Genomic DNA, 23,061 nt, shown 5'->3' with positions numbered 1-23,061 from the left:
AGTGTGTGCTCCTTCAGTTCCTCAAGTGTTGAGATTTTTCTAAAAAAATGGGCCTGTTTCATACTGCAGCCGCCACCTCTACACCTTCTGCTTCTTTTTTCCGATTGGCCCTCTGCATTGCCACCTTTTGTGCGGCCTCCTCTGTACGGAAGGCGCTGTTTCCGGAAAGCCTTTCAAGCAGAAGTTTACGGCTGGTCTTATACGCATCACCGACAAAACCTATCCTCAAAAGCCACACCCTGATAGCATACTTTTCATTTTCGTTCTTTGTTAGCTTAGGCGTGGAATGTTTCTGTGTTAGAGCCTGTTTATTTACGGCCTGTACGAGCTGAATGTAGGCCTAAATTTATTGATAATACCTCCCTTGTGCTTTTTGTAAGTAGAATTAACGCTCTTTAAGCACAGGAAGTCAAGTATCTTTAAGCCTGTACCGGCTGCTTTTGAACCTCAGATATATGTTTTTGTTCCCCAAAACTGCACACCCGTCGTCCAATACCTCAAATATGTTTTTAAAAGCATGAAATAGAAACTCATAAAACTTCCCGCTGGCCATTTTATCGTTGATGATTTTCAGTTTGTCCTGGGTTGCGCCTTCATAGTTCACGTTGTAGGGTGGGTCGGTGATGCACATGTTGGCCTTCTTTCCATCCATCAGGGTCAAAATGTCGGAAAGGCAAGTGGCGTCCCCGCACATCAGCCGATGCCTGCCGAGAAGCCAGATGTCCCCATATTTTGAAACCGGCTCCTTGATTTCCGCGATAGCTTTTTCTGCGTCGAAATCGTCCTCTTTGACCTCCTTATCGTGCACCTTGGAAAGAAGCTCATCCACTTCTGCCGCGTCAAAGCCGGTAAGGGAAACGTCGAACATCGCCTTGTCCAATTCTTGAAGTAAATCTTTAAGGAGCGGCAGGTCCCAATCCCCCCGCACTTTGTTCAGGGCGACATTAAGGGCCTTTTCCCGCTGTTCGTCCATGTCCACAACAACGCAGTCCACTTCTTTAAGCCCTTGTTCTTTTAAAATTTTTAATCTCTGGTGGCCTCCCACTACATTCCCTGTATGGCTGTTCCAGACTATTGGCTCCACATAACCAAACTCCAGAATCGACCGTTTGAGTTTTTCATATTCCGGATCGCCGGGCTTAAGGTCTTTTCTCGGGTTGTATTTGGCAAGCTTAAGTTTATCTATCGCGATTTTCTGTAGGTTCATCCGTTGCCACCGCCTTCCTCATATGCATTGCATATCCTCTCTGCCTTCTGTCCGGTAAATTCCTCCCACCGCCTGATGGCAAGGTCGCAGTATACGGGGCTTATCTCCATACCAAAGCAGCTTCTTTCAAGCTGCTCCGTTGCAATGATGGTTGTTCCAGAACCTGTAAAAGGTTCAAGTATAATGCCGTCCCTGTCGGAGTGCATCTTGATACAACGCCAGGGAAGCTCTACCGGGAACATGGCCGGGTGCTCCTTGTTGGCCCGGACAGTATTGATGCGCCAGATGCCCTTGTAGCCCCAGTTTTTCCTCTCCTCTTTGGTAAGGCGCCTGACAAATTTATAGTTATGCCGTGCCATGCCCACCAGAAAGTTGTATTCGTCTGGTATGTCCTCTTCGGTCTGCTTTTGCAGTTCCACATCCGCCAGAGCCGAGATGTATTCGTACTGCTGCACCGGCTTATTGGAAACCAGGTGGTAGGGCCCTACGCCGAAGTTCATCCCCTGCTTCTCCCAGATGCGGATCCATATGGGGCGAAAACCCTGCTCCCGGAACATATCCAGAGAATACATGGTGGTGGGCTCGATAAATTGCGAGCCTGTGGCGTAAAGGTCGCCCAGGTTCCAGCACACAATTTCAGAGAACCTACAGACGTTCTTGATAACCGGGCGCATCGTTTCAAACCACGGCTCAATACCCTTCTTTTCATAGTCCTTACCCACGCCATAGGGCGGCGATGTAACGCAAAGCTGGGCTTTTCGCCCGTCCATCAGCGCAATAAAATCCTCGTGCTTAGTGCTGTCGCCACACATCAAGCGGTGCCTACCCAGTCTCCAGATGTCTCCTTTTTGTGTCAAGGTTTCCTTTTGCGAAATATCGTCATAGGCTTTATCCACATCAAACTCATCCTGCTTGCAGGTGGTAGAGTGGAAGCTCTCCATCAATTCATCAATCTCCGCAGCATCAAAACCGGTAAGCGTTATATCAAACATAGATTTGTCTAATTCAGCAATGAGTTCTGAGAGTTTCAGCACATCCCATTCACCTTGGATTTTATTAAGGGCAACATTCAATGCCTTTTCTCTGTCCTCCGGCAAGTCGATAACCACACAGTCGATCTCCGTCTGCCCCATTTCCTGCAATACTTTAAGCCGCTGGTGGCCACCGACAACATTTCCGGTCTGCTTATTCCAAATAATCGGCTCTACATAGCCAAACTCGGTTATAGAGCGCTTCAACTTTTCGTATTCCTTATCACCCGGCTTCAAATCTTTTCTTGGGTTGAATTTTGCAGGGTTCAGTTTGTCTATCGAAACCTTCTGAATATCCAAAAACGCCACCTTCCTTTTGTTTCCAAATGCCCTAATTAAAAAATATAAAAAATGCCTGAAAATAGCCGGTGTTTTGCGGCTTTTTCAAGCATGCCCATTCTTCGTTAATCCGCCTTCTGTATGGGGTTTGGTATTTTGCAACCGTCTTAACCCCCCGCCTTGAATTTCGCGACTTTTCGCGCATGACCGCGCGCCCGCTCTCGGTGCCCGCCTTGGGAGGATTTCAGCCCCCCTTGCCCCAACGTCCGTCCTCTCGGGCAGTCTTTGAGTCATGACAAATCTTACAGAGGGCCTGCCAATTGCTCTCATCCCAAAACAACCGCTGGTCGCCCTTGTGGGGTACAATATGGTCAACCACAGTAGCCGGTATCAGCTTCCCCTGTTTTAAACACTGGGCACAAAGAGGATGCTCCGCAAGGTAACGCTTCCTCGCCGCACGCCAACGGGCATTATATCCCTGCTGCGTTGACGACCCACGCTGCCGGTTATATGCCATGTCCGACTTTTTCTTGTGTTCTAGGCAATACCTGTCCTCCGTTAATGCTGGGCACCCGGGATAAGAGCAAGGACGTTTTGGTTTCCTTGGCATTTTCTATCCCTCGTTTCCTCTGTTCCTTAAAACAAATAGGGAACATGCAGTACACCTTTTTTCGTGTAAGCCATGTTCCCCAGATACAGCCTTTGCATTTAATTATATATATCTCTCCGTTTTTCAGGCAATAAAAAAACTCCCGGCGGCAAAACCGAGAGTAATATCTATACTTCTTCAGCTTAAATTTTAGCATAGGAAAAATGACATGTCACTGGCACTTTACTGTACTTTTACTGTACTTTTACTGTACCTGTCTTAATAATGTTTCCCATTTTGCTGGGAAACCCATCAGCTTTATATCTGCATTTTCATATTCTTCGATTAATGACTTAATGTTAGTTACAAAAGAATCCCACGCAGGCTTGTTTAAATAGACCTTTCCCATTACATATAGAACTGAAAAAAAACTATTATTGTCAATGCCTTTCATTTTATCTTTTTTGTCTAAACGAGGTGTAATTGTCAGTTTACGATTATAAAGTCTACCATAATGGGCACAAATATTTCTAATAGTAGAAAAGACATATAGCCAGCTTTCAATATACTTATAGGGAATATGATAATAATTTTCGGCTATTTCTTTTTTGTCTTCACTTTTCATATTTGAAAAAATCTTTGATAATAACCCAAAGGATGTAACTTCAATTGCAACCCATATAGGAAATATTCCTTTATACTTATCCTTATAGTGCTTGATAAACAATTCATCACTTCTGTCTATTTCTTTGTTAATTTGTAAAATCATGTCATTGTGAAATTGATCATTTTGGAAATTGTTTTTGTCTAGATATCCTATAGGTCCATATTTATGCGCAAGTAAATATGCTATATGAGTCCTGAAAGTTATTTCTATGCTTTCGAGCATACCCAACAGCAAATTTCTTAATTTCTTATCAAATTCGTAAAGGTTATAAACATCTTCAAGAGAAATACCGTCATAAAACCTGTCATTTTCTTTTAGTGTCAGCATATATGCACTTAAGCGATAATAGCTTATTCTTTTTAAGATATTTTTTGCCTTCTCCACATCTGAAATAACCATGTTTCGCGCTTTTAATATTTCAATTTGTTCCTCAAATGTGGTAGGTTTTTTTATATTATTATTTGCTGACAAATCAGTCACCATAAAAAACCCTCACAAAATAAAAAGTCTCACCTTGGTACGCATTGTTAAGAGGCGTGGTGAGCTCTGTTAATATTATAATACTCCAGCTATAAAATTTTGTCAATCACAATTTTGTTACCAAACAACATCTCTCTTGCCGTCAAACACCATTACAAGCTCATCAACAGCAATTTTTCTATACCTATTGAGTGTCCGCTCACTTATTACATATTTATCGCAAATTTTGCTCCATGTCATTTCGTTAAAATATAAATCCTTTATTACATCCCTAACCTTCCTGTCAAGCCTGTCCACACAGTGCTCAAGCCTCATGATTTCAAATTCAGCCGCCCTGATTTCCTTCACAATTTCCGCCCTCGCATTATTGTTCATTCTCTGCATATACTGTCGGAAAATCAAGGCAATACGGGCGGTTTTGTCGGATATGCCGCCAGTATTTACTTTTTCTCCTTCCGGCTGCTTAAAACAGAGAGCCTCTATTGTCTCGTCCTCGGTGATATTTTGAAGATGCTCAAGTTCAAATTTCAGATATTCAATGTCCTTTTTTATCCTGTTGTAATTTTTGAGAAGGTATTCCACATATTCCTTTGTCTCCATTAAAGGCCCCCTCCCTGTAAAGCATTTAATAGTTCGATAACTTCTTTCAGCGAGCTTACCTTATCTGCCACACCGCCAGCCCGCTCTATATCCCGAAGAGTTATCTCCTGAAGCTTCGTCAATTTGCCTCCGGGCTTTTTTACTTCGATTCCAACAAACCTGCCTTTATAGCAACAGATAATGTCCGGCAATCCGGCAGTACCATACATGCCGCCATGCTCCTTCCAGGCAAAGCAGCCTTCCAGCCCCTGCAAATATGCAATAATTGCATTAACTACAGCCTTTTCAGACATTTTTATTTCCACTCCTTTTTGTGCCTTTTTCCTTTTTCATTTGTGGCCTATTGTTAAACACACTCAAAGCATTGATATTACTGGGTTTTAAGGCTTTGTGACTTTGTGCCTTGATTTTCTGGACATATATAAGACGCTTATATATACACGCGTATATACACACGCGCGAAAGGCATTTTTCGTGTAGAGCATCTATATTTAAATTTTTAAGTCACAAAGGCACAAAGCTCAAAAGCCTTGCAATTACTGTGTTTAAGACGTGCCTTATTTCCCTTTTTGAAACAAGGCACAAGCTTACGAACTCACTTTTCCCTTGAAAAACAGTTTGTCCCTCAAGGCTTCAAGGTTGCCCATATCGCAGCACTTTGCCAGCAAATCAAAGTTGATTACATAAGCCTTGCGACTTTCCCCATCAAACCTCACATTGCGGTAGTTCACAAAATATTCCTTGTGCTTGAGCTGTTTTATAAACTGCCCGTATTCCAGGCATTCATTACCAATTACATGCTCTCTTCGGTACTTTGTGTAACGATCATAGAAACGCTTAATATCGAAGCCAACCTCGGTACCGCCGTTTATGAAGTTGAAATCATGCTCGTGTTCAAGCCCCATCCTGTCAAAAATCTCAAAGGTCAAATCAACCACGCTTTTGTTGTAGGTGCCTCCATCCAGGAGATACTCCTTTGCTCCAAACTCAAGAGCCTGTTCAGCCTGCACCATGGTCATGCCCGAAACCTCCTCAAAGGTCAGCCCCAGTTCCCGGCAAACCTCCTCAAACAGCCTTAAACCCACAACACAGCAAGCGAGATTGTTTGCAACCCTAGACGGGTAATCCTCCTCAAGCCTCCGGCTTGCCTCCTCATGCACCGCCTTGATTTTTGCCATATCAAATTTAAGCGCCTGGGTTAATAAGCTCCTCCCAAGACGGTCAAGAGCACTGCTGCTTTTGGCAAGGAGTGAAAACGCCCTGCGTCTTGCCGCGTCCTTCAAGTCCTTTTTATTAAATAAAAGCTCAATGCAGCGTTCCCTGATGGCAGGCTCCGTCGGAGCGCCTTCTCCCACCAGCACGATGGGCGCCGACAATTTATACTGCATTACCGACAAATCCGGCCGGCCACGCTGGCCGTCATGCCCGTCATAAGCATCCCGCAGGTGGTTGTACAGGGTCTCTAGCCTGTATTTGTCCATGGTGGAAGGCTTGAATTCGTCAAAAAGCTGCGGGATCAGGTTGCTGCTGGCTGAAGCCTTCATAACAGTAAAGGGTGTTACTTTGGAAGCACCTGAAGCAATGCCTGTAGAGAATATGGGGATAATAACTCTCTCCAGCGTATTGCTTTTACCGCTGCCCTGTTCACCGGTAAGCACAAGATGAGGGAATTTGATCTGCAGTGTTCTAAGTTTTTCCTTCAGAAAACAGCCCGCACAGAAGCCGATAATCGAAACCGTCTTTGCCGGTTCGTTATATTCAAACAACGCTGTGCCAATTTTCTGCAGGTCATGCTTGTCTGCAGACGGAAAGTCCAAAAGCTGTGTTTTGATTTCCCTCGTTTTCTTCAAGGATACGATGCCTTGAACCTCATTTCCGGCAGCATCAACGCTTCGATCCTCTCCGACAAACACCCACCTACCCTCAAATAGAAAGCTGCCTATTCCCTTGACACCCTTCTTCTGCTGGCAATCCTGTTTTGAAATATGATTTTTCAAGAGCTCCAGATCACCCTCGGTGCCGGTATAACAAAGGGACAGGGTGTTCTGGTTCAATACGTTTTTGAATTTCTGCAGGTTGCCGAACTCAGTAGTCAGGTAAGTCCTCCTGAAGCTTTCACCCCGGTCGTTGATAACCTCAGCCGATACTTGCGCTTCCTCTTCAGCCTCAATAATTTCAATGGGCCTGATGATAAAGTTTGAAATGGCAAGCACGCTGCCGTCGCCTTTCAGCTTCAGGTACCTGCCATCCTTTTCAACAATGCTGCCCTTATCCTCAACGGGAGAGTAACAGTCAGCAGTGTTTTCCGCCGCCTTGGCCAGCACCTCTTCTCCGTAGGTCCTGCCATCGGCATAGTGCGCCTTGTCCCATTTCTCCCGGTAAAGCTTTGACTGCCTGAAAAGCCTGTCCATCTGCTCCTTGTTCCGTCCTGTCCAGAAGGCCAGGTGCATGCATAAGGCCAAATCGGCCTCCGACTGGGAGGCATACCTCTCCTGCCAGTTGCCCTCCCAGAGCAAGGCAAATTCCTCGCCATTCTGTGCCGTCTTCGCCTTCTGCAGCACCGCCTCATCGGACAGCGGCACTGATACACGCTTTTTATCCCTTGCTTTTGAATTCTTTTTACGCTTACCAAGAATGTACTTGCTGTGCACCTCCTGCAGGGCTTCTGTCCGCTCAGCCACTTCAGAAGGCGTACCGGGTAGCCGGTTGCCCGTCATTGTAAAATACCTGCCGCTTTCATACATCTCAACGCCGGTCCTGCTGTTTTTCCGGCCCGACTTGGGAAGTTCGCCTTTTACGATTATATGGATACCTCTTCCCGAGGGGCTGATTTCCGTATAAGACGAAAGGATATCGACGATCTCCTGTGCTTCGGCTGTCAGTTCCCCTGTTTCGGGATTGCGGCAGTTGTCGATGTCCACTCCCACATAAGCATTAGCCTTGCTGAACACAAAACCGATGCCGGAAAACCCGTACTTCTCCAATGCCTTGACCGCCTGCTGGAAGCTGCCCCAGGTGGCCGGATTATTGGACATGGCCTTCCTGCCGGTTATCGGATTGTATGGAATCTTGTCAGGCTTTTCCCCTTCACCCTTCGGCTCCAGCCTCCAGCAGATCCAGCACTTCTGCTCTTTAAGCTCCTGCGGAAGCCTCTCCAGTTCCAGCTTCATGCGCCCACCTCCAAGGGCTCACAGCGGTCATTGAAGCGCCGGACTTTTAATCCTAAGGTTTTAGCTGCCGCCATCTCAACCGCCATGCCTGTGCTTAGCTTTGAGCCAAAGGCCCACAGCTCATCACACCGCCTTAATAGCTGCAGGCCCAGTTCAATTCCGGCTTCCCGCTCCTTTGGTATGTTGTCATCAAGAAACTGAGTGAAGATAGCATGGGGGGCAAGGGGAATGCCTCCCTCGCTGTAAACAAACCTGCTATATCCAATAGCACGCTGAATATTTCTTTCGATATCTCCCCGAAGAGGGGAGCAGACGTATATTAAAGGTTTTTGCCCCATCCCAACTCCCCCTTTAGGCAGTTTTTTGCGAACGTTCAATCAACGGCAAAAGCCTTTTTTTGTTTTTTAGAAGGTCATACAGAAACAAGCGGCCCTTCTGGGTCCAGTAGGTGTGCATCACGCTTCTTTCTGCGTCGATAGCATGGGTCTTGGATTGAGTATAGCCCATATCAGCATATTTCTGATAAAGGAGCCAGGTATCCCCCAGTTTATACTGGACACCCAGTTCATGAAGGAGTTTGTTCATCGCCCTTGCTGACATACCGTAGTCTTTCGCAATAACGCTGATGGGGACAAGAGATTTGTTTTGGAGGATTAAATCGTAATAGGAAGCTTTTGGCTTGAGTTCTCCTATAAGTTGTTTATTTTGAGCGTTTTCAAGTTCCAATTGCTTTCTACGCTCACGTTCCAATTTCAATTCCGTCAGCAGCCTAATGCCGTAATCCGGATTAACTAATATTTCGTCCATAACCTTTTCCGTTGCATAAATACCATACTTTCTGATAGTAGGTAATACTTCATCAAAAACCCAGCGCTCAAAGCGCTCTGCTGCAGGCAGCTTGGATTTCACAATGAGCCGGTAAAGGTCGCCTTCTGGGATAAAATTCATTTCCAGCATAGTGTTCGGATTTTGTGGATGTGGTACCTCACGTTTCGTTAGGTACCTACAATGATCATGAATTGCTTTATGGGGATTGCTATAACCGAGCATCTTTGCACATTCAGTTGCAGGAAAATATTCCCTACCATCCAGTAACAAAATTCTCAATTCACCAAATTCTGTATTGTGAAATACTTGCATGTTCTGCATGTTTTAACCCTCCATTTCTTCTAATTCTCCAAACCTTACTCCTACTGCGCCTTCTGCCTTTATCGGCACATCAAACTCCGGAAAAGGAACTGCCTCCATACAGGCCTTAATGAAATCAGCCGTCTCTGATACCTTATCCTCCTCCACCTCAAACAAAAGCTCATCATGAATCTGTAGCAAGGGTTTGATGTATGTCCTCTCAGGCAAACCCTCAAGTATCCTGCGAAGCGCCAGCTTCAGAATATCTGCAGCTGTTCCCTGAATTGGAGTGTTCAGTGCGCATCTTTCCCAATAGCTTTTTACACCCCAGTCCTCAGAGTCGATGCCTTTCAAGTACCTGCGCCTTCCTAGAGCCGTTTCCGCATATTTCCTGATTGCCGCTCTGCGTTTGGTTTCTGCCTGCCAGCGCATAAGGCCCGGGTAGCCGTTTTTCAGGTTTCTGATTATCTGTTCACATTCCTCAAGGGAAGCCTCCAAGCCAGCCTTAAACTTCAATGTCCGCTGCAGCCCCCTGGGGAAAAGCCCGAAGAATACGCCAAAATTGCAGTTCTTTGCGATGGTTCGCCGCTCCTTATACTGTGTAGCTGCCTTATCCACTGCCTGCTCAAAGGGTATTTTGTAGATGACTGAGGTAGTCTGCGCATGGATGTCCCCGCCCTTTTGATAAACCTCCAGCATCCTTTTGTCCCTGCAAAAGTATGCTCCCACGCGAAGCTCAATCTGTGAAAAGTCAAAGTCCAGGAACTTATACCCCGGTCGTGCTACAAAGAAGTTCCTCACCCCTATCGGGTCATTGTCCTTTCTGGGTGCATTCTGAAGGTTGGGTTTCCTTGAAGCAAAACGTCCTGTATCGGTACCCAGCGGGAATAAATCAGGATGAATCCGTCCTGTTGTCTCGTTTATATACTGCAGGTAGCCATCAAAATATGTAGACTTGATTTTGCCCCACTTGCGGTATTCCTGAATAAGCTCAAAGAACCTCACCAGCACAGGGTTATGCACAGCGCACCATTCCTTCAAAAGCACCATGGTTTCATCATCTGCCGCCTCTGCAAACTTGGCAGTGGTTTTTACTACCGGCAGCTTCAGTTCCTCGTAAAGAAACCGCTTAAACTCGTCCGTTGCCGCATTGGCACCAATCTCAAGCTCCCTGCCCGCCGCTTCACAGATCTGTCTCTTAAGCTCTGCAAGCTTCTGTTCTGCTTCCTGCTTTTTCTGCTCCATCAGCTCCCGGTCAACAGCAATCCCGTTATATTTCATGATGCCGGTATAAACTGCGGTGGGGCTTTCGATTTCCTCACACACAAAGCGGTGCTTGGGAAGGAACCGGTCAAACCACTCATTAAACCGGTAATACAGCTGGAGAGCAAAATCCGAGTCTGCGCACGCATAACGCACTGTCTCATCATCCTCAGGATCCAACTCGTCAAAGTGCTTTCCTTCAGTAACCTCGATGTATGTGGGAAGTTCCACATTAAAAAGCACGGGTACCAGTGTTTTCAAGCCGCAGTCCTTAAGCTCCCTGAAGCCCATTTCCTCCTTCAGGGTAAGCTGCGCAGCCGCAATGGTATCATAGACCGGCGGCAATACCACAACGCCGTATTTATACAGGAACATCGCCTCGAAGCTCAGGTTTTGCGCCACCTTGATTATGTGCTTGTTTTGGACTATTTCTTTTGACAGGAAAAGCATAATGCCGCCTATATCCTCTGCATTTTTGCCCGTCTGATGCCTAATCGGAACATATATGCCTGTTCTGGGCGCAATACTTAAAGAAACACCAGTAATATCTGCCTTGTGCGGGTCCAGGGCGGCATCCTTATCTCCACGCCATTCATCTATGGGCGAAGTCTCAAAGTCGAAGGCCACCACCTTTGTTTCGCCTTCCAATAATGGCTTCAGATATTCTTTCAAGGCAGCCAAGGTTGTTACAAGCTCATACGCCATTTACTGACCTCCTTTGCCTGAGGCCTCCGGGAGCAGGCAGCCTGCCCCCGGCGACCCTTTTATCTAAAGAGGAAGTACCTCTTCCTCTGCTTCTTTGACCTCTTCTACCGTATCCACCTCAGTAATGGCAAGCTTTCTTGTAACCGGCTTAATTCTTTCAGAGAATTCCTTCATAATCTTTACTGCTTCAGGCTCAAGGCTTGCCGCCACCGAAAACTGCGCCTGGCTGTATTGGATGCCTGTGCTGCTGACTGCCTTTTTAAGCGCCACCCTGGTCAGCACGCCATAGGAGCGTTTGCCCTTTGAAACCACGCGCTTGCCGAGATAATCCGCAAAGGCCTTGATACTGGTTGGAGGCAGCGTCAGAAGGATTGGAATAAGCTCACCGCTCCTTAAGAGGTAGACGCGATGCATATTCTTGCAGGCCTTACCTGAACCATCATCCCCGCTGCCAAACTGGTTATATGGACAGGAGGCGCATTTGCCGCCCGGGCTGCCCTCTCCGTTCTTTCCATCCATGGAGGAGCAATCCGGTGGGTTGTTCTGGCCGTTGAACTTTTCCTGCCAGTAAGCATTGACCGGATGGTGGTCTACAATCACGCCGACAAGCTCCTTGAGCATATCCGGCGAGTCCGGGTCCTCTCCCGGCACCTCGAAGGCAAGCCCACCGCCTGCAGGAATCTTCGCCCTGTCAAAGGTGATTGGAAGGCCCTCCATTTCACTGTCCATCGCTTCTGCGATTTCCCCCTCCAGGTTGGGAAGCACAAAGCCACCGTTTATTACCGTCATAGCCTTTTCCTGTTCATTACTTTTCATAGTTCTCAAGCCCCTTTCCCTTATTTCGCCTTTCTCAAGGCAACTGTTGTTTTTTCAAACACATTGACCAAGCCTTTGAGCCATTCCGGCAATTCACCGTCGTTGGCTTCTATCTGTTCCTTTGTAAAGGCAGACAGGCTGTTTGCATTGACCGTCTCGTAAATCAATGAACCGTACCCGTTCTGTTTTAATGCCTCATGCAGCTGTTCCTTGCTGTCCCCCACAGCCGAAGCGTAGGTTTTGGTGGTCAGGTAAAACAGGGTACCTGACCGGTTGAAGGATTGCGTCTCTTCATTAACCATCTGCTCCGCCAGCTTTAGCTCCACCTGCTCAAGTTCCGCATTGATGGCCTTGAGGGCATCCTCAGCTTCCTTCTTGCTCTCTTTGAGATTCTTCAGCCTGTCCGCCAGTTCAAACATCTCATTTTGCATATCTCTTACCTCCTGAAAAAAGTGCGCCAGTTATCGACCAGCAGCTTTGCCACGTCTTCCTTGCGCTGCAGGGCTTTTAAAACCTTTTCATCAATCGTGCCCTTAGCGACCAGATGAATATATGTACAGATGTTGCGCTGTCCGATTCTGTGGATGCGGGCTCGGGCCTGGGAGTAGTTTGCATAGTTGAAGTCCAGGCTGTAAAACACCGCCGTACTTGCCGCTGTTAGTGTCAAGCCAAGCCCAGTTGTCTGTATCTGTCCCACAAACACCCTAACTTCCGGATTTGTCTGAAAATGCTGCACCTGCTCTGACCGGTTCTTAACCTCGCCGGATATCACCGAATGCTTGATGCCCTTTCCTTCAAGAAGCTTGCATATAGCCTCGATCTCCGGCACGAACCTTGCAAAAATGACCAGCTTGTTGCCCTCACCCAGCACATCCTCGATGATTTCCTCGAGAGCCATAAGCTTTGCCTTTGACACCTGCTGCACCGGGCCGCCTTCATCATCCCGGATAAAGCCGCCCGTCACCTGCTGCAAGCGTAATAGTTGCGTGAGGATGTTCCTAACAACCACCTCGCCCTTCAGCAGTTCTGCATAACAGGCTGCCTCTAAGCTTTCGTAAATTTTCATGCCCTGCGGGTCAAGGGTCACATACCTTGTTTCATCCACCATCTCCGGCAAATCCAGCGCTTCTTCCTTGGTTACCCGGTAAGCCACCGAGTGCGCCTTCTGTACCAGTTCCGGCAGGTTTTTATACCCGACAATCTGATGGTTGCCATAGCCGCCCATGGTGGCATACCTGGAACGAAAAGCATAATAGCTTGGGCCAAAAATGCTCTCATCCAGCACCTTGTACTGGCTGAAGAAGTCCAGCGGGTTATTCTGAATTGGAGTCCCCGTCAAAATTAGCCGGTACTTGGCCTGCTTAGCTAACCGGTGCAGAGCTTTTGACTGCTTGGCGTTGGGGTTTTTGATGCGACTGGATTCATCGCACACTATTACGTCCGGCTTCCATTTCCGCAATTCCTCCTCCAGCCGCCAGGTGCTTTCGTAGTTCAGCACCACTACCTGCAGCCCTGTTCCCGTCATGTGTCTTATGGTATCAGCCTTTTTGCCGCTGTCACCCTCCAGCACAGCCAGCACATAGTCGAAGGCTGCAAACTTCTCGAATTCTTCCGCCCACACACTGGCCACCGATAGCGGCGCTGCAATAAGCACCCGGCGTATAAGGCCGTTAAGAAATGCCCTGCCAAGCAAAGCGATTGTGGTAAGGGTTTTGCCTGTACCTAACCCATCTCCATAAGGAGTGCTGCTCCTCGTATGGAGTTTTTCATGCTGCATCACCCCTTTCAAACCAACCAAGAAGGTTTCCTATAAAGTTGTAGGCCTGTACCTGATGCTGATAAGGCTTTACCCTGATGGGCATTGGCTCCACAGGTTTAACAGAAATTTCTGCTTTGTCCCCGCTCTTTGTAAGACTTATAACCATATCAACCAGTACACCCTTGAACTCGCAGCCGATAACTTTAAGCGTTGATATGTTTTCTGGCTTAAAGGGTACAGTCCAAACCTTGCGCTCCGGATCCCAATATCGTCCTTGCATTTCTTTGATGACCTCCCGGTAAAGGTAAGCATCATAAATTGCTATCCTGCCATTTTCATAAATTGCATGCATGTTGTTCCTTCCGCCCTTCCATATAGACAAGGTCTTCTAGCCTTTCCTCCGGAAACACCCGAAGCAGTCCTGAAATGACTTTTCGGCCTGCACCACGCCTGCCTAAGAGGACATTACTGAGAGTCCCCTTTGGCAGTTGCATGCGTCTGGCAAGTTCGTTCTGTGACCAGCCAATAATCATAATTTTTTCTTTGACTTTCTTATCATTTATAAACAAAACTACCTCACCTCACTTGAACCTTTAGGTTCCACTTGAGGCAAAATAAAAAGCCTTTCAATAGGTTCATCAGGAAATGCTTTCATCAATCCAGCAATTATTTTCTTTCCGCCAACCCGCGTCCCATTTAATAACCGGTTTGCCTCTGCTCTTGATATTCCCATACGCCTACCAAGTTCCCCACCAGACCAGTCATTTTTTCTAACTAGTTCTAAAATGTACTCTCGATTAGGTTGCATATTATTACCTCCGATCACAATGTTGAACCTTTAAGTTCCAATATCATTGTATTATTTCTGAAACTTTTTGTCAACACTAATAACAATAATGTTGCTTTTTGGTTCCATATGTGCTAAACTTATTTTATGAGGTGAATGCTATGAACAAATTAGGTGATTATATAAAAGCAAAAAGAGAATCAAAAGGACTTTCAAAGCGTGCCTTAGCTGATGCTGCAAATATTAGTCATACTGAAATCCATAGAATTGAGAAAGGCCAACGAAAAAATCCTTCTGTTCCCGTATTAAAATCAATTGCTGCAGCACTAAATATTCCAAGCGAAGAACTTTTGCAGATGGCCGGATATATTGAAAATTTAGATATTAGCTCTCAACAACTGGAATTTGGCTTAAAACAGCTGACTAGCAAAAAACAAAAAGATGCCGCACTCAAAATTATAAAAGATATATCTGAAAATGATGATCTATCTGAAGATGATTTTCAAGACATTATCCGCCAAGTTGAAATATGTATAGAGCTTGCCAGAAGAAAAAAATGAGAGGTGTATAGCGTTCGTCATACTCCTCTCTTTTTTGCTTAATCTTTTAAAAAGAAATTGGAATTCTTACGTTGCTGAGTGGCATAAACCTTCCAGCAACTTCGTTCCTGATTTCAGTATATATGTCAATCTTACCACTCAGCTCTTCGACGGTAACAGCAAGGCCATATGGGATGTTCATTTCTTCATCTATTTCCCAGCGAGTATGTAAAACAAGCCAGACTTCCCAATCTCCCGCTGAAAAGTTTGAAAAAATCTTCTCAAAATGATAACAAGTATCCCATTTCATCCGGCCTTCCTTTATATTGGGGTTTGCGCTAGGCTTTTTCCCTTTAGTATCAATTTTATGAAGTGAAGCCTCTATATACGCACTAAGATAATTTTCCCCTTTACTTTTATCAACAGGCGGCTTAGTTACACATGTTACCGCTACCCTAACAATGTTACGTCCTTTTATATTTTCTAATATCGATGGCATATGAAATTTAACTATTTGCTTAGTTTTCTTATTCAGTTCACCCGTTCGGACAAATGTCACCCTATTATCTGACGAAAACTTACTAATATCCGGATTGACTAAGCCTCTACCATAAAGATTTGCTATATATGTAGCCTCTTCACTTGTTATTTTGTTATTATCCCATACAGGCTGTGCCCCATGATATAATAAGGCCTTTGCCAATAAGACATCCTTATTCGGTACGATTGATAAGATATCTGCCAAGGCTCCAGAAACATCGGGGGCAGTAAAGCTTGTCCCTGCATCATCACAAAATATGCCATTTGGACCAATTAATACTGAATACTGATCTCTAGCGACTCTTCCCCCGGGGAGAAGTGTGGCACCATATGCAACTAAATCAGGCTTCCTTAAACCAGCAAAACCAGGACCCTTCCTAGAATAAGGGGCAATCATGTTCGTATTACTGATACTACCGCCATGATCAACCCCCACAATAGATCCTACAGTAATTCCGAGCATTGAATCCGCAGGAGAAGCTATTTGTGTATCATCATCATCCAAAATATCATCAAGGGTTGATGCTGTCCTCCAAACATAATGATTACCAGCCGAAATAACAAATTGCACACCATATTTAAGCATTAAGTTGTCCAATTCATATCCAGTAATACTAATCTCATCACCATCTATAGGCTTGTCTGCATTTGCAGAAAAATTAAAAATTGAAGCTATGTCTTTATATCTTTCAACAGCATCTTGCAAACGCTTAATCATTACATTTTCTGGAACTTTTCCATCTATCACACAGCAATCAATAACCCTTGCTCTAGGAGTAAAAACTTTGCTAGCTAGTTGATAACCTAGATTCCCAAATACCACTTTACTGGCTACTTTGGTTCCATGGTCACCACTACCCATAGTAACACCTTTAGGAGCCCAGTGTTCTATAACAAGATCTTCCAATTCGGGCGGAAATTTAATTCCCGTGTCAAGGATTGCAACAATAGGCAAGCCATTTACATCTACGTTTGAATTCCTTTTTAAAACTTCTTTGAAAGGATTAAAACCACTAGTATCTAAATCTGAAAAAAAGCGGGTTTCTTCAACACGGTAAATAGCCAAGTCATCAGCAATGATACTTACCATATTCATAGGCATCATTGCACGAATTACTGCTGTTCCATCCGAAAGTTCGTATGCTTCATCAATAACTTTGCCTTCCAACTGTATAATTTTTTTCATCAGAGTACCTACTGCTTTTTCTTGGCTGATATGATCCATTTTAGGAAGCAACATCATTTGAATATCAATTTGAATATTTTCACCCAACTCAATTAAATGTCTCCGTAGAGTTGCGGCCTGCTTTTCTTCTGAAGTATAAGGCTCAAATCCCTCAATATACTGAAAGTTCTTTAGCCTACCACTGTTTTTGTATGTGTTAACTCGATTTGTCAATCGTTCAAACATGGACTTTTTCGTGGAAACAATTACTTGACGGCTATCTTTAACAGCATTTATTTTAAGGCCTTCTCCTTCTAAAAATTTCTGTCGCATTGCATTATCAATTTTTTGTCCTTCCGGCAAAAGTACTTTAAAAACCATTATATCGTCTGCGCCAAGTGAGTCGTTGCTCCTAATACGTTCAAAGGTTGATAGAATGTTTTGAAGACCAAGTGAAAGTTTACTTCCATGTTCCGCAGGTTCAAGTCCCATGTCTTTATCTCTCCCCTGAGGTTCATAAGGTAAATTTACAACCTCGCCATCCGGTATCCATAAATGCTCATGTCTATTCGGCATTATTTTCACTCTCCTTTGTATTCTTTGATTTGTTGCCCACACGATATTGGATAGTTGAATGTTTTATTCCTGTAGCTTTTTCAAGACTTCTTAAAGATACACCACGTTGATGCATATCCTTAAGTACTGCCCAATATGAATCCTTATTTTCAGTAAACATAGTCAATTGCTGTATAAGAATCTTTACTACATCCTCGTTTTCAAGGTTATTGTTATTTGTAATATAATGCTTTGTTGCAGCGACCATCAGCTCTCTTATTTGTGCACCGTTTAATCCTTCTGTAATTTTGGAAATCAATTGAACATCAATTTTTGCGCCAATTTTGAATTCTATAATCCACTTCTTTATCAGTTCAGTACGCTGCTCTTCATTTGGTAATTCCAGAATAATTGATAAATTAAACCTTCTCCATATTGCTGGATCAAGAAGATGATGATGATTTGTTGCCGCAATTAAAAAAACATGTTCTGGCATATTATCAAAATTTTGCAGTAATGTTGTGACTACTCTTTTTAATTCTCCAAGCTCATTAGAATCATCACGTTTTTTTGCTATTGTATCAAACTCATCTAAAAACAAAACGATTCTTTGATTTTTTACCGAATCAAAAATCTTTCGTAGATTCGTACTCGTTTGTCCAAGGTATGAAGAAACTAATCCATCCAAACGAACATACGCCATCGGTAATCCCATTTCTTTAGCTAATGCTTTTGCTGTTAGCGTTTTCCCACAACCTGGAGGCCCACAAAGTAATAGACGATTTGAAGGCATAATATTATGCTTGTGAAGCATTTTTATATTTTTTTGTTCCTCGATTATCCTTTGCAATGCTTCTTTTTGTGCTTTTGGAAGAACAACATCTTCTAATCCAACTTCTGGATTAATCAGTTCATATAATTCCAGCATACTATCCTTATCGCGCGGCGCAATCGTCGACATGGTCGCAGCTTGTGGCATAAATGTAGAACTTATAGGTGTAAAATCAGTCTTCTTGACAGTCCCTACCTTGCTTCTATTCTTATATGTGTTGCGTATCTGATTTGCTAATGGCACATTTCCCTTTTTTTCTTCATCAGACGCAAGTGCTTCTAAAGCATGTGCAAATTCATTTTCATCACCACTGTTGTGAGCCGCGATTAAATTAATAATAAGTGACGCTTTCATGCTTTCACCTCTCATATTCGTTCATATTCATACAGATTATATTTTAATTATATATTCTATTGGGTATTTCGTCAATGTGATTATCGTATCTTTTCGTACACAATCGTACAAAAGCGACCAGCATTTTACTGGTCGCCTAGAAATAAATTTAATAATATCCCCGATTAATTAACCTTCTCTTCCGCAACATTGGCAAGGCCGAAAGCCGTATTTGTCTTGTAAATATTTTCCGATGTCGCCCGAATACTATCCTGCTTCCCTGGCAATTCAAATGGTTTGCCTTCAGGGTTATATGTCAGGTTGAATACAAGATCGGAAAGCCACTTTTTGAAAGACATATTGTCATTAAACTGCTTGAATAATTCCATATTGTCAGCCATTATGCTGAAAATAACTGATTGCAGTGCACGCTCGCTTTCCATGCGGGCATTCTGCTTATCAGAGTTTTTCATCGCATTCCGATACTTCTCGTCTTTGGAAACCATGGCAGGAATCTCCATAATCTGGCGGCGAACATTGTCTGCGTCATTCCATTCAATGTTTCCGAATAGGTCGTTAAATTCGGTGAGTATTCTGGAAAGCAGATCCATCTCTGGTTCCGGTGTGCCTATGACTTTGCCTGCAGGCACAGGCCCGACTTCTGCGTCTGAATCTTCCAGCACAATCGACATAGACGCACGAGCTTCGACGCGGTAACTGTCAAGATCTATTGCGTCAAGAATACCTTTTGAAAGGTCGTCTTCCTGCGGAGAGGGCAGTTTTGGAATCAGCAGATTAAGGAATATGGACAGCTTTTCCCAATCAGCATTTCCGTACGGCAATATTGCACCGAGAAACCCGTATGTGCGCACAAAAGACTTGGCTGCACTTTTGAATTCGATTTTAGCATCATTATCCAATGCTTTATAAAGAGCTGCACAGGCATCAAGAATCGGGTCAAGCCTGTCGCGCTCCGCGCCATTAAGATATAACTCCACAAGAGTATCCACATGTTCATCGGTGTATACCTGATGGGATTCCAGTATTGCAATAAGGTCATACAGTTTATTGGGGTCAGTTTCGGAGGACAGGATTGTTGTCCGGTAATATCTTGAAAATGCTGCTGCAATAACTTCTGTTTTATTGGCAAAGTCAAGCACAAAGGTGTCGTGTTTTTGCGGGTGGGAACGGTTCAAACGGGAAAGCGTCTGTACCGCCTTGATATCGGACAGCATTTTGTCCACATACATTGTATGAAGCAATGGTTCGTCATAGCCGGTCTGGAACATATCAGCCACAACAAGGAAGCGGTAGGGATCATTGCGGAAAACCTTTTCTATTGTATTATCCGGAAAACCGTTAATGGAAGCAGCGGTAAGGGTCTTGCCTCCGTATTCTTTTTCGCCTGAAAACGCTATGATTGCCTTGTACGGGCTGCGCCTGTCCGCAAGACACTTGCAAATGGCATAATAGTATTCAATGCATCGTTCTATGCTGCTGGTAACAACCATAGCACGTGCCTTGCCGCCAATCTTGCCTTTTGATATTACCTGTTCATGGAAGTGGTTGACCATGATTTCAGCTTTCTGCGCGATGGCAAACTGATTGCTCTCAACAAAATAGCGCAGTTTCTTTTGGGCCTTTTTCTTGTCAAACATAGGGTCATCTTCGATGGCTTTAACCAGCCTGTAATAGCTGTCAATCGGCGTGTAATTTTTAAGCACGTCGAGAATAAAACCTTCCTGAATTGCCTGTTTCATTGTGTATACATGGAACGGGCGATGTTTAATTTCATCTCCTTCTTGATAAGGTACCCCGAACATTTCCAGCGTCTTGTTTTTCGGAGTGGCGGTAAAGGCAAAATAGCTGGCATTTGTCAGCATTTTGCGTCCTTCAATAAGGCGGTTGATTTTATCCTCAATGCTGTCATCTTCAGCGGAATACTCACCGGAAAGCACAATATTCATTTTAGCGGACATGCTTCCGCTTTGGGAAGAATGGGCTTCATCTATAATGATGGCGAATGAGCGCCCTTTATGTTCGCTGCCTATGCTGTCCAGAATTACAGGGAATTTATGTACGGTGGTAATGATGATTTTCTTGCCGCCGCTGATTGCCTTTCTCAGATCATCGGAATGCTCAGCCCACGCGACGGTATTGGATACCTGCATAAACTGCTTTATGGTATCCCTTATCTGCTTATCAAGGATAACGCGGTCGGTAACCACAACCACAGAATCTATAATTGGTTTGCCGTCTTTTTCAAGGCCGATAAGCTGGTGGGCAAGCCATGCAATGGAATTTGACTTTCCGCTGCCGGCGCTGTGCTGAATAAGATATTTCTGCCCGACACCTTTTTCCCGCACATCAGCCAGCAGGCTTTCCACAACAGAAAGCTGGTGGTAACGCGGGAATATTTGCTTGTACTTTTTGCGCCCGGTTTCCGGGTCGGTTTCTTCGACTACCTGTGCATAGTTTTCAATAATGCGGGCGAGCATGTACTTCTCAAAGATTGTTTTCCAGAGGTAATCAGTCTTGAGGCCGTCTGGATTCGGCGGGTTTCCCGCACCGTCGTTGTATCCCTTGTCGAAGGGCAGGAACCATGAAGCTTTGCCATCAAGCCTTGAGCAGAATTTTACTCTCTCGTCATCAACAGCAAAATGAACCATGCAGCGCTTAAACTGAAAAAGCAGCTCCTTCGGGTCTCGGTCGGTCTGGTATTGGTATACGGCATCGTCAACATTCTGTTTTGTAAGCTGGTTTTTTAGCTCACAGGTTATTACTGGCAGGCCGTTGATAAAGATACAAAGGTCAAGCGCCAGTCTTGTTGCGTCTTTGGAATACTGCAACTGACGTGTAACGCTGAAAATATTCTGCTCAAAGAGGGCTTTCGCCTTTACGTTTCTTTCCGTAGGGGTCATGTAGAACATGACAAGGTCGGTGGGGTAGACTTTGATGCCGTTGCGAAGAACGTCGATAATCCCGCGCTTTGCTATTTCTCCGCGCAGGCGGTTGAGAAACTGCGCCTTTTTCAAGTCGTTTTTGAACACGCCGAGTTTTTCCATCTCGTCCGGCTGTGTCGCCGAAAGAAAACGGAACAAGCGCGTTTCGTCAATAGCGTAGTCGCAGTTATAGTCGGCATTGGTGCCCTGCTCATAACCGTTGTGATTTACGAGCCAGTTCACAATCAAAGATTCAAGTCCGCTTTCTCTTGTGTTGGTCGCAGTCATTATTCCACCTCCGCTTCTTCGGCTTCATCATCCATGGCATTTTCGCCGTCAAACTCGTCTTCGGTGACGTCATCGGGAACGGCTTCATATTCCGGGATTTCGATACCGCGCACATCCACCTTGCCGGTGACAACATCGGAAATAAGGCGGGCGCGGTATTCTTGAAACAGTAATATTTCACGTTCAATTTTTGAAACCATTATATCGATTTTTGAGCATTCTTCGTCAAGAAAAGATACAATCTTTCTTTGCTCATCGTACGGTGGAAATGGTATTCGAATATTGTTTAGTATAGATGTTGTTAATTGGTTTATGGTTGAGGTTGAGAATAATCCCATTATATTTTTAAGAATATATGAATTCAAAACATAATATATAAATTCTGGATATTGTGTTCGAAAAACAGTTGTAAAAGCGCCAAAACTGTAGCCTTTGCTCTTTTCATCAATTAGTGCACATTTTCCGACCAACTCTCTACTTCCGTTACGAGAGCATATTAGAATATCACCAATTCTCGTTATTAATTTTTCAGGAATTTTGCAATTAACGTAAACATTATCACCAAATACAATTTTACCGTTCTTTATATTTGAAGAACGGAATACCAGCATACCATCATTTTCATCGGTCAAATCAGCAGGCGAATATGTGAGTCCAATGATTGCTTCACCAACTGTTTTAAGCCTTCTAATATTCCAGCCTTCAGGTATATTTCCTATCCATTTGATCCCACTATCTTTTGTGTATGAATTCTTGTCTAAACCTTTTGTGACAGCGTTGTTGATAATTACCTGTTTCTGTTCATTCAACAGTTCAATCTGCTTTTTCTTTACCCGGATAAGTTTATTTATTTTTGCAAGCTTCCAGTCGAGAAAGCGTACTATTTGGTCTTGTTCCTTGCGGGGAGGAATAGGGATCAAATGGTTTTTTAGTTTAGTATAGTCAATGTTTTGTCCTTCTCTAATACCAGTTACACACATTTGTAATAATTCAATAAACATGCGGGATTTTGCTAAATGTCTAAAGTATCCTGAATTGATTTCTTCTTTAGGTGCCATCACTGTATAGGCAGGGCTAATAATTCCCTGGTAATAGGAATATTCTATTCCGCCTTGAAATGAACGTAAACTGATGACGAAGTCGCCAACTTTCACAAGCTTAAGAAGATGTAAATCTTTTTGTGCCTCAACAGTTCTATTACCATATACATCTTTAGGAACAACCCCCATGTTTTGTGAAGCAACAAGTAAAGGTTCTTGAGGATAACCCTTTTCACATCTCTCGTTAAATAAATACTTTATTTTGCGATAAGACCAATTATCTGGAATTTGTGTAATCCACAATTCTGGTATAGATTTATATTTGGCATAGGGCTTCAACATATTC

Annotated in this window: 21 protein-coding genes and 1 pseudogene; 1 reads left to right on the top strand and 21 read right to left on the bottom strand. The window is 44.2% G+C overall.

From position 1 onward, the window contains the following. Positions 1-58: 58 nt before the first annotated feature. The 17 genes and pseudogenes from EYS13_RS00790 to EYS13_RS00710 form a co-directional block, all read right to left on the bottom strand. Complete coding sequence (locus EYS13_RS00790) at positions 59-229, bottom strand: hypothetical protein (RefSeq protein WP_227765026.1); 171 nt, start codon at positions 227-229, stop codon at positions 59-61. Between the two features lie 249 nt (positions 230-478). Further along, positions 479-1,207, bottom strand: a pseudogene (locus tag EYS13_RS00785) (ParB N-terminal domain-containing protein); the annotation flags it as partial. Next, positions 1,204-2,538 carry a site-specific DNA-methyltransferase gene (locus EYS13_RS00780; RefSeq protein ID WP_227765022.1) on the bottom strand — a complete coding sequence of 445 codons (1,335 nt, stop codon included), beginning with the start codon at positions 2,536-2,538 and terminating at the stop codon, positions 1,204-1,206. The gene EYS13_RS00780 and the pseudogene EYS13_RS00785, both read right to left, overlap by 4 nt. Before the next feature lie 223 nt (positions 2,539-2,761). Further along, on the bottom strand, positions 2,762-3,127 hold the full coding sequence (locus EYS13_RS00775) for an HNH endonuclease (protein WP_227765020.1): 366 nt from the start codon (positions 3,125-3,127) through the stop codon (positions 2,762-2,764). 244 nt (positions 3,128-3,371) lie between these two features. After that, positions 3,372-4,256 carry an Abi family protein gene (locus EYS13_RS00770; RefSeq protein ID WP_227765018.1) on the bottom strand — a complete coding sequence of 295 codons (885 nt, stop codon included), beginning with the start codon at positions 4,254-4,256 and terminating at the stop codon, positions 3,372-3,374. A gap of 114 nt (positions 4,257-4,370) precedes the next feature. After that, entirely contained in the window at positions 4,371-4,853 is a 483-nt protein-coding gene (locus EYS13_RS00765; RefSeq protein ID WP_227765016.1) for a hypothetical protein, read from the bottom strand. Further along, positions 4,853-5,146: a VRR-NUC domain-containing protein gene (locus EYS13_RS00760; RefSeq protein ID WP_227765014.1), complete on the bottom strand. Its 294-nt coding sequence runs from the start codon at positions 5,144-5,146 to the stop codon at positions 4,853-4,855. The genes EYS13_RS00765 and EYS13_RS00760 overlap by 1 nt, the downstream gene beginning before the upstream one ends. Positions 5,147-5,440: 294 nt before the next feature. Then, positions 5,441-8,023 carry a phage NrS-1 polymerase family protein gene (locus EYS13_RS00755; RefSeq protein WP_227765012.1) on the bottom strand — a complete coding sequence of 861 codons (2,583 nt, stop codon included), beginning with the start codon at positions 8,021-8,023 and terminating at the stop codon, positions 5,441-5,443. Next, the gene (locus tag EYS13_RS00750) at positions 8,020-8,361 is read right to left on the bottom strand and encodes a DUF7768 domain-containing protein (protein WP_227765010.1); all 342 of its coding nucleotides are present in this window, start codon (positions 8,359-8,361) and stop codon (positions 8,020-8,022) included. The genes EYS13_RS00755 and EYS13_RS00750 overlap by 4 nt, the downstream gene beginning before the upstream one ends. Positions 8,362-8,374: 13 nt before the next feature. Then, positions 8,375-9,172 carry a phage antirepressor gene (locus EYS13_RS00745; RefSeq protein ID WP_227765008.1) on the bottom strand — a complete coding sequence of 266 codons (798 nt, stop codon included), beginning with the start codon at positions 9,170-9,172 and terminating at the stop codon, positions 8,375-8,377. Positions 9,173-9,175: 3 nt separating this feature from the next. Further along, positions 9,176-11,119 (bottom strand): bifunctional 3'-5' exonuclease/DNA polymerase, encoded by a 1,944-nt coding sequence (locus EYS13_RS00740; protein ID WP_227765006.1) that lies wholly within the window; start codon positions 11,117-11,119, stop codon positions 9,176-9,178. Positions 11,120-11,182: 63 nt separating this feature from the next. Beyond that, positions 11,183-11,935: a hypothetical protein gene (locus EYS13_RS00735; RefSeq protein ID WP_227765005.1), complete on the bottom strand. Its 753-nt coding sequence runs from the start codon at positions 11,933-11,935 to the stop codon at positions 11,183-11,185. Positions 11,936-11,955: 20 nt separating this feature from the next. Further along, entirely contained in the window at positions 11,956-12,366 is a 411-nt protein-coding gene (locus EYS13_RS00730; protein WP_227765003.1) for a gp33 family protein, read from the bottom strand. A 5-nt stretch (positions 12,367-12,371) separates the two neighbouring features. Then, positions 12,372-13,712, bottom strand: a complete 1,341-nt coding sequence (locus EYS13_RS00725; RefSeq protein ID WP_227765001.1) for a DEAD/DEAH box helicase — start codon at positions 13,710-13,712, stop codon at positions 12,372-12,374. Beyond that, positions 13,702-14,046, bottom strand: coding sequence for a hypothetical protein (locus EYS13_RS00720; RefSeq protein WP_227764999.1), 345 nt, complete (start codon positions 14,044-14,046; stop codon positions 13,702-13,704). The genes EYS13_RS00725 and EYS13_RS00720 overlap by 11 nt, the downstream gene beginning before the upstream one ends. Then, the gene (locus tag EYS13_RS00715; protein WP_227764997.1) at positions 14,030-14,263 is read right to left on the bottom strand and encodes a helix-turn-helix domain-containing protein; all 234 of its coding nucleotides are present in this window, start codon (positions 14,261-14,263) and stop codon (positions 14,030-14,032) included. The genes EYS13_RS00720 and EYS13_RS00715 overlap by 17 nt, the downstream gene beginning before the upstream one ends. 2 nt (positions 14,264-14,265) lie before the next feature. Beyond that, entirely contained in the window at positions 14,266-14,502 is a 237-nt protein-coding gene (locus tag EYS13_RS00710; protein ID WP_227764995.1) for a hypothetical protein, read from the bottom strand. A 140-nt stretch (positions 14,503-14,642) separates the two neighbouring features. Between EYS13_RS00710 and EYS13_RS00705 the strand changes: the two genes are divergently transcribed. Beyond that, entirely contained in the window at positions 14,643-15,041 is a 399-nt protein-coding gene (locus EYS13_RS00705) for a helix-turn-helix domain-containing protein (RefSeq protein ID WP_227764994.1), read from the top strand. A 46-nt stretch (positions 15,042-15,087) separates the two neighbouring features. On the opposite strand, the gene EYS13_RS00700 is transcribed toward EYS13_RS00705, so the two are convergent. The 4 genes from EYS13_RS00700 to EYS13_RS00685 form a co-directional block, all read right to left on the bottom strand. Then, positions 15,088-17,301, bottom strand: coding sequence for a S8 family peptidase (locus EYS13_RS00700; RefSeq protein WP_227764991.1), 2,214 nt, complete (start codon positions 17,299-17,301; stop codon positions 15,088-15,090). Further along, positions 17,291-18,466: an AAA family ATPase gene (locus EYS13_RS00695; protein ID WP_227764989.1), complete on the bottom strand. Its 1,176-nt coding sequence runs from the start codon at positions 18,464-18,466 to the stop codon at positions 17,291-17,293. The genes EYS13_RS00700 and EYS13_RS00695 overlap by 11 nt, the downstream gene beginning before the upstream one ends. 164 nt (positions 18,467-18,630) lie before the next feature. Beyond that, complete coding sequence (locus tag EYS13_RS00690; protein ID WP_227764987.1) at positions 18,631-21,675, bottom strand: type I restriction endonuclease subunit R; 3,045 nt, start codon at positions 21,673-21,675, stop codon at positions 18,631-18,633. Continuing rightward, entirely contained in the window at positions 21,675-23,057 is a 1,383-nt protein-coding gene (locus EYS13_RS00685) for a restriction endonuclease subunit S (RefSeq protein ID WP_227764985.1), read from the bottom strand. Before EYS13_RS00685 ends, EYS13_RS00690 begins: the two co-directional genes overlap by 1 nt. Between the last annotated feature and the right edge of the window lie 4 nt (positions 23,058-23,061).

Source organism: Zhaonella formicivorans, from assembly GCF_004353525.1.
Classification (GTDB): domain Bacteria; phylum Bacillota; class DUOV01; order DUOV01; family Zhaonellaceae; genus Zhaonella; species Zhaonella formicivorans.
The sequence above is the reverse complement of the archived record's forward strand: the minus strand, read 5'-3'. Positions and strand labels throughout refer to the sequence as shown.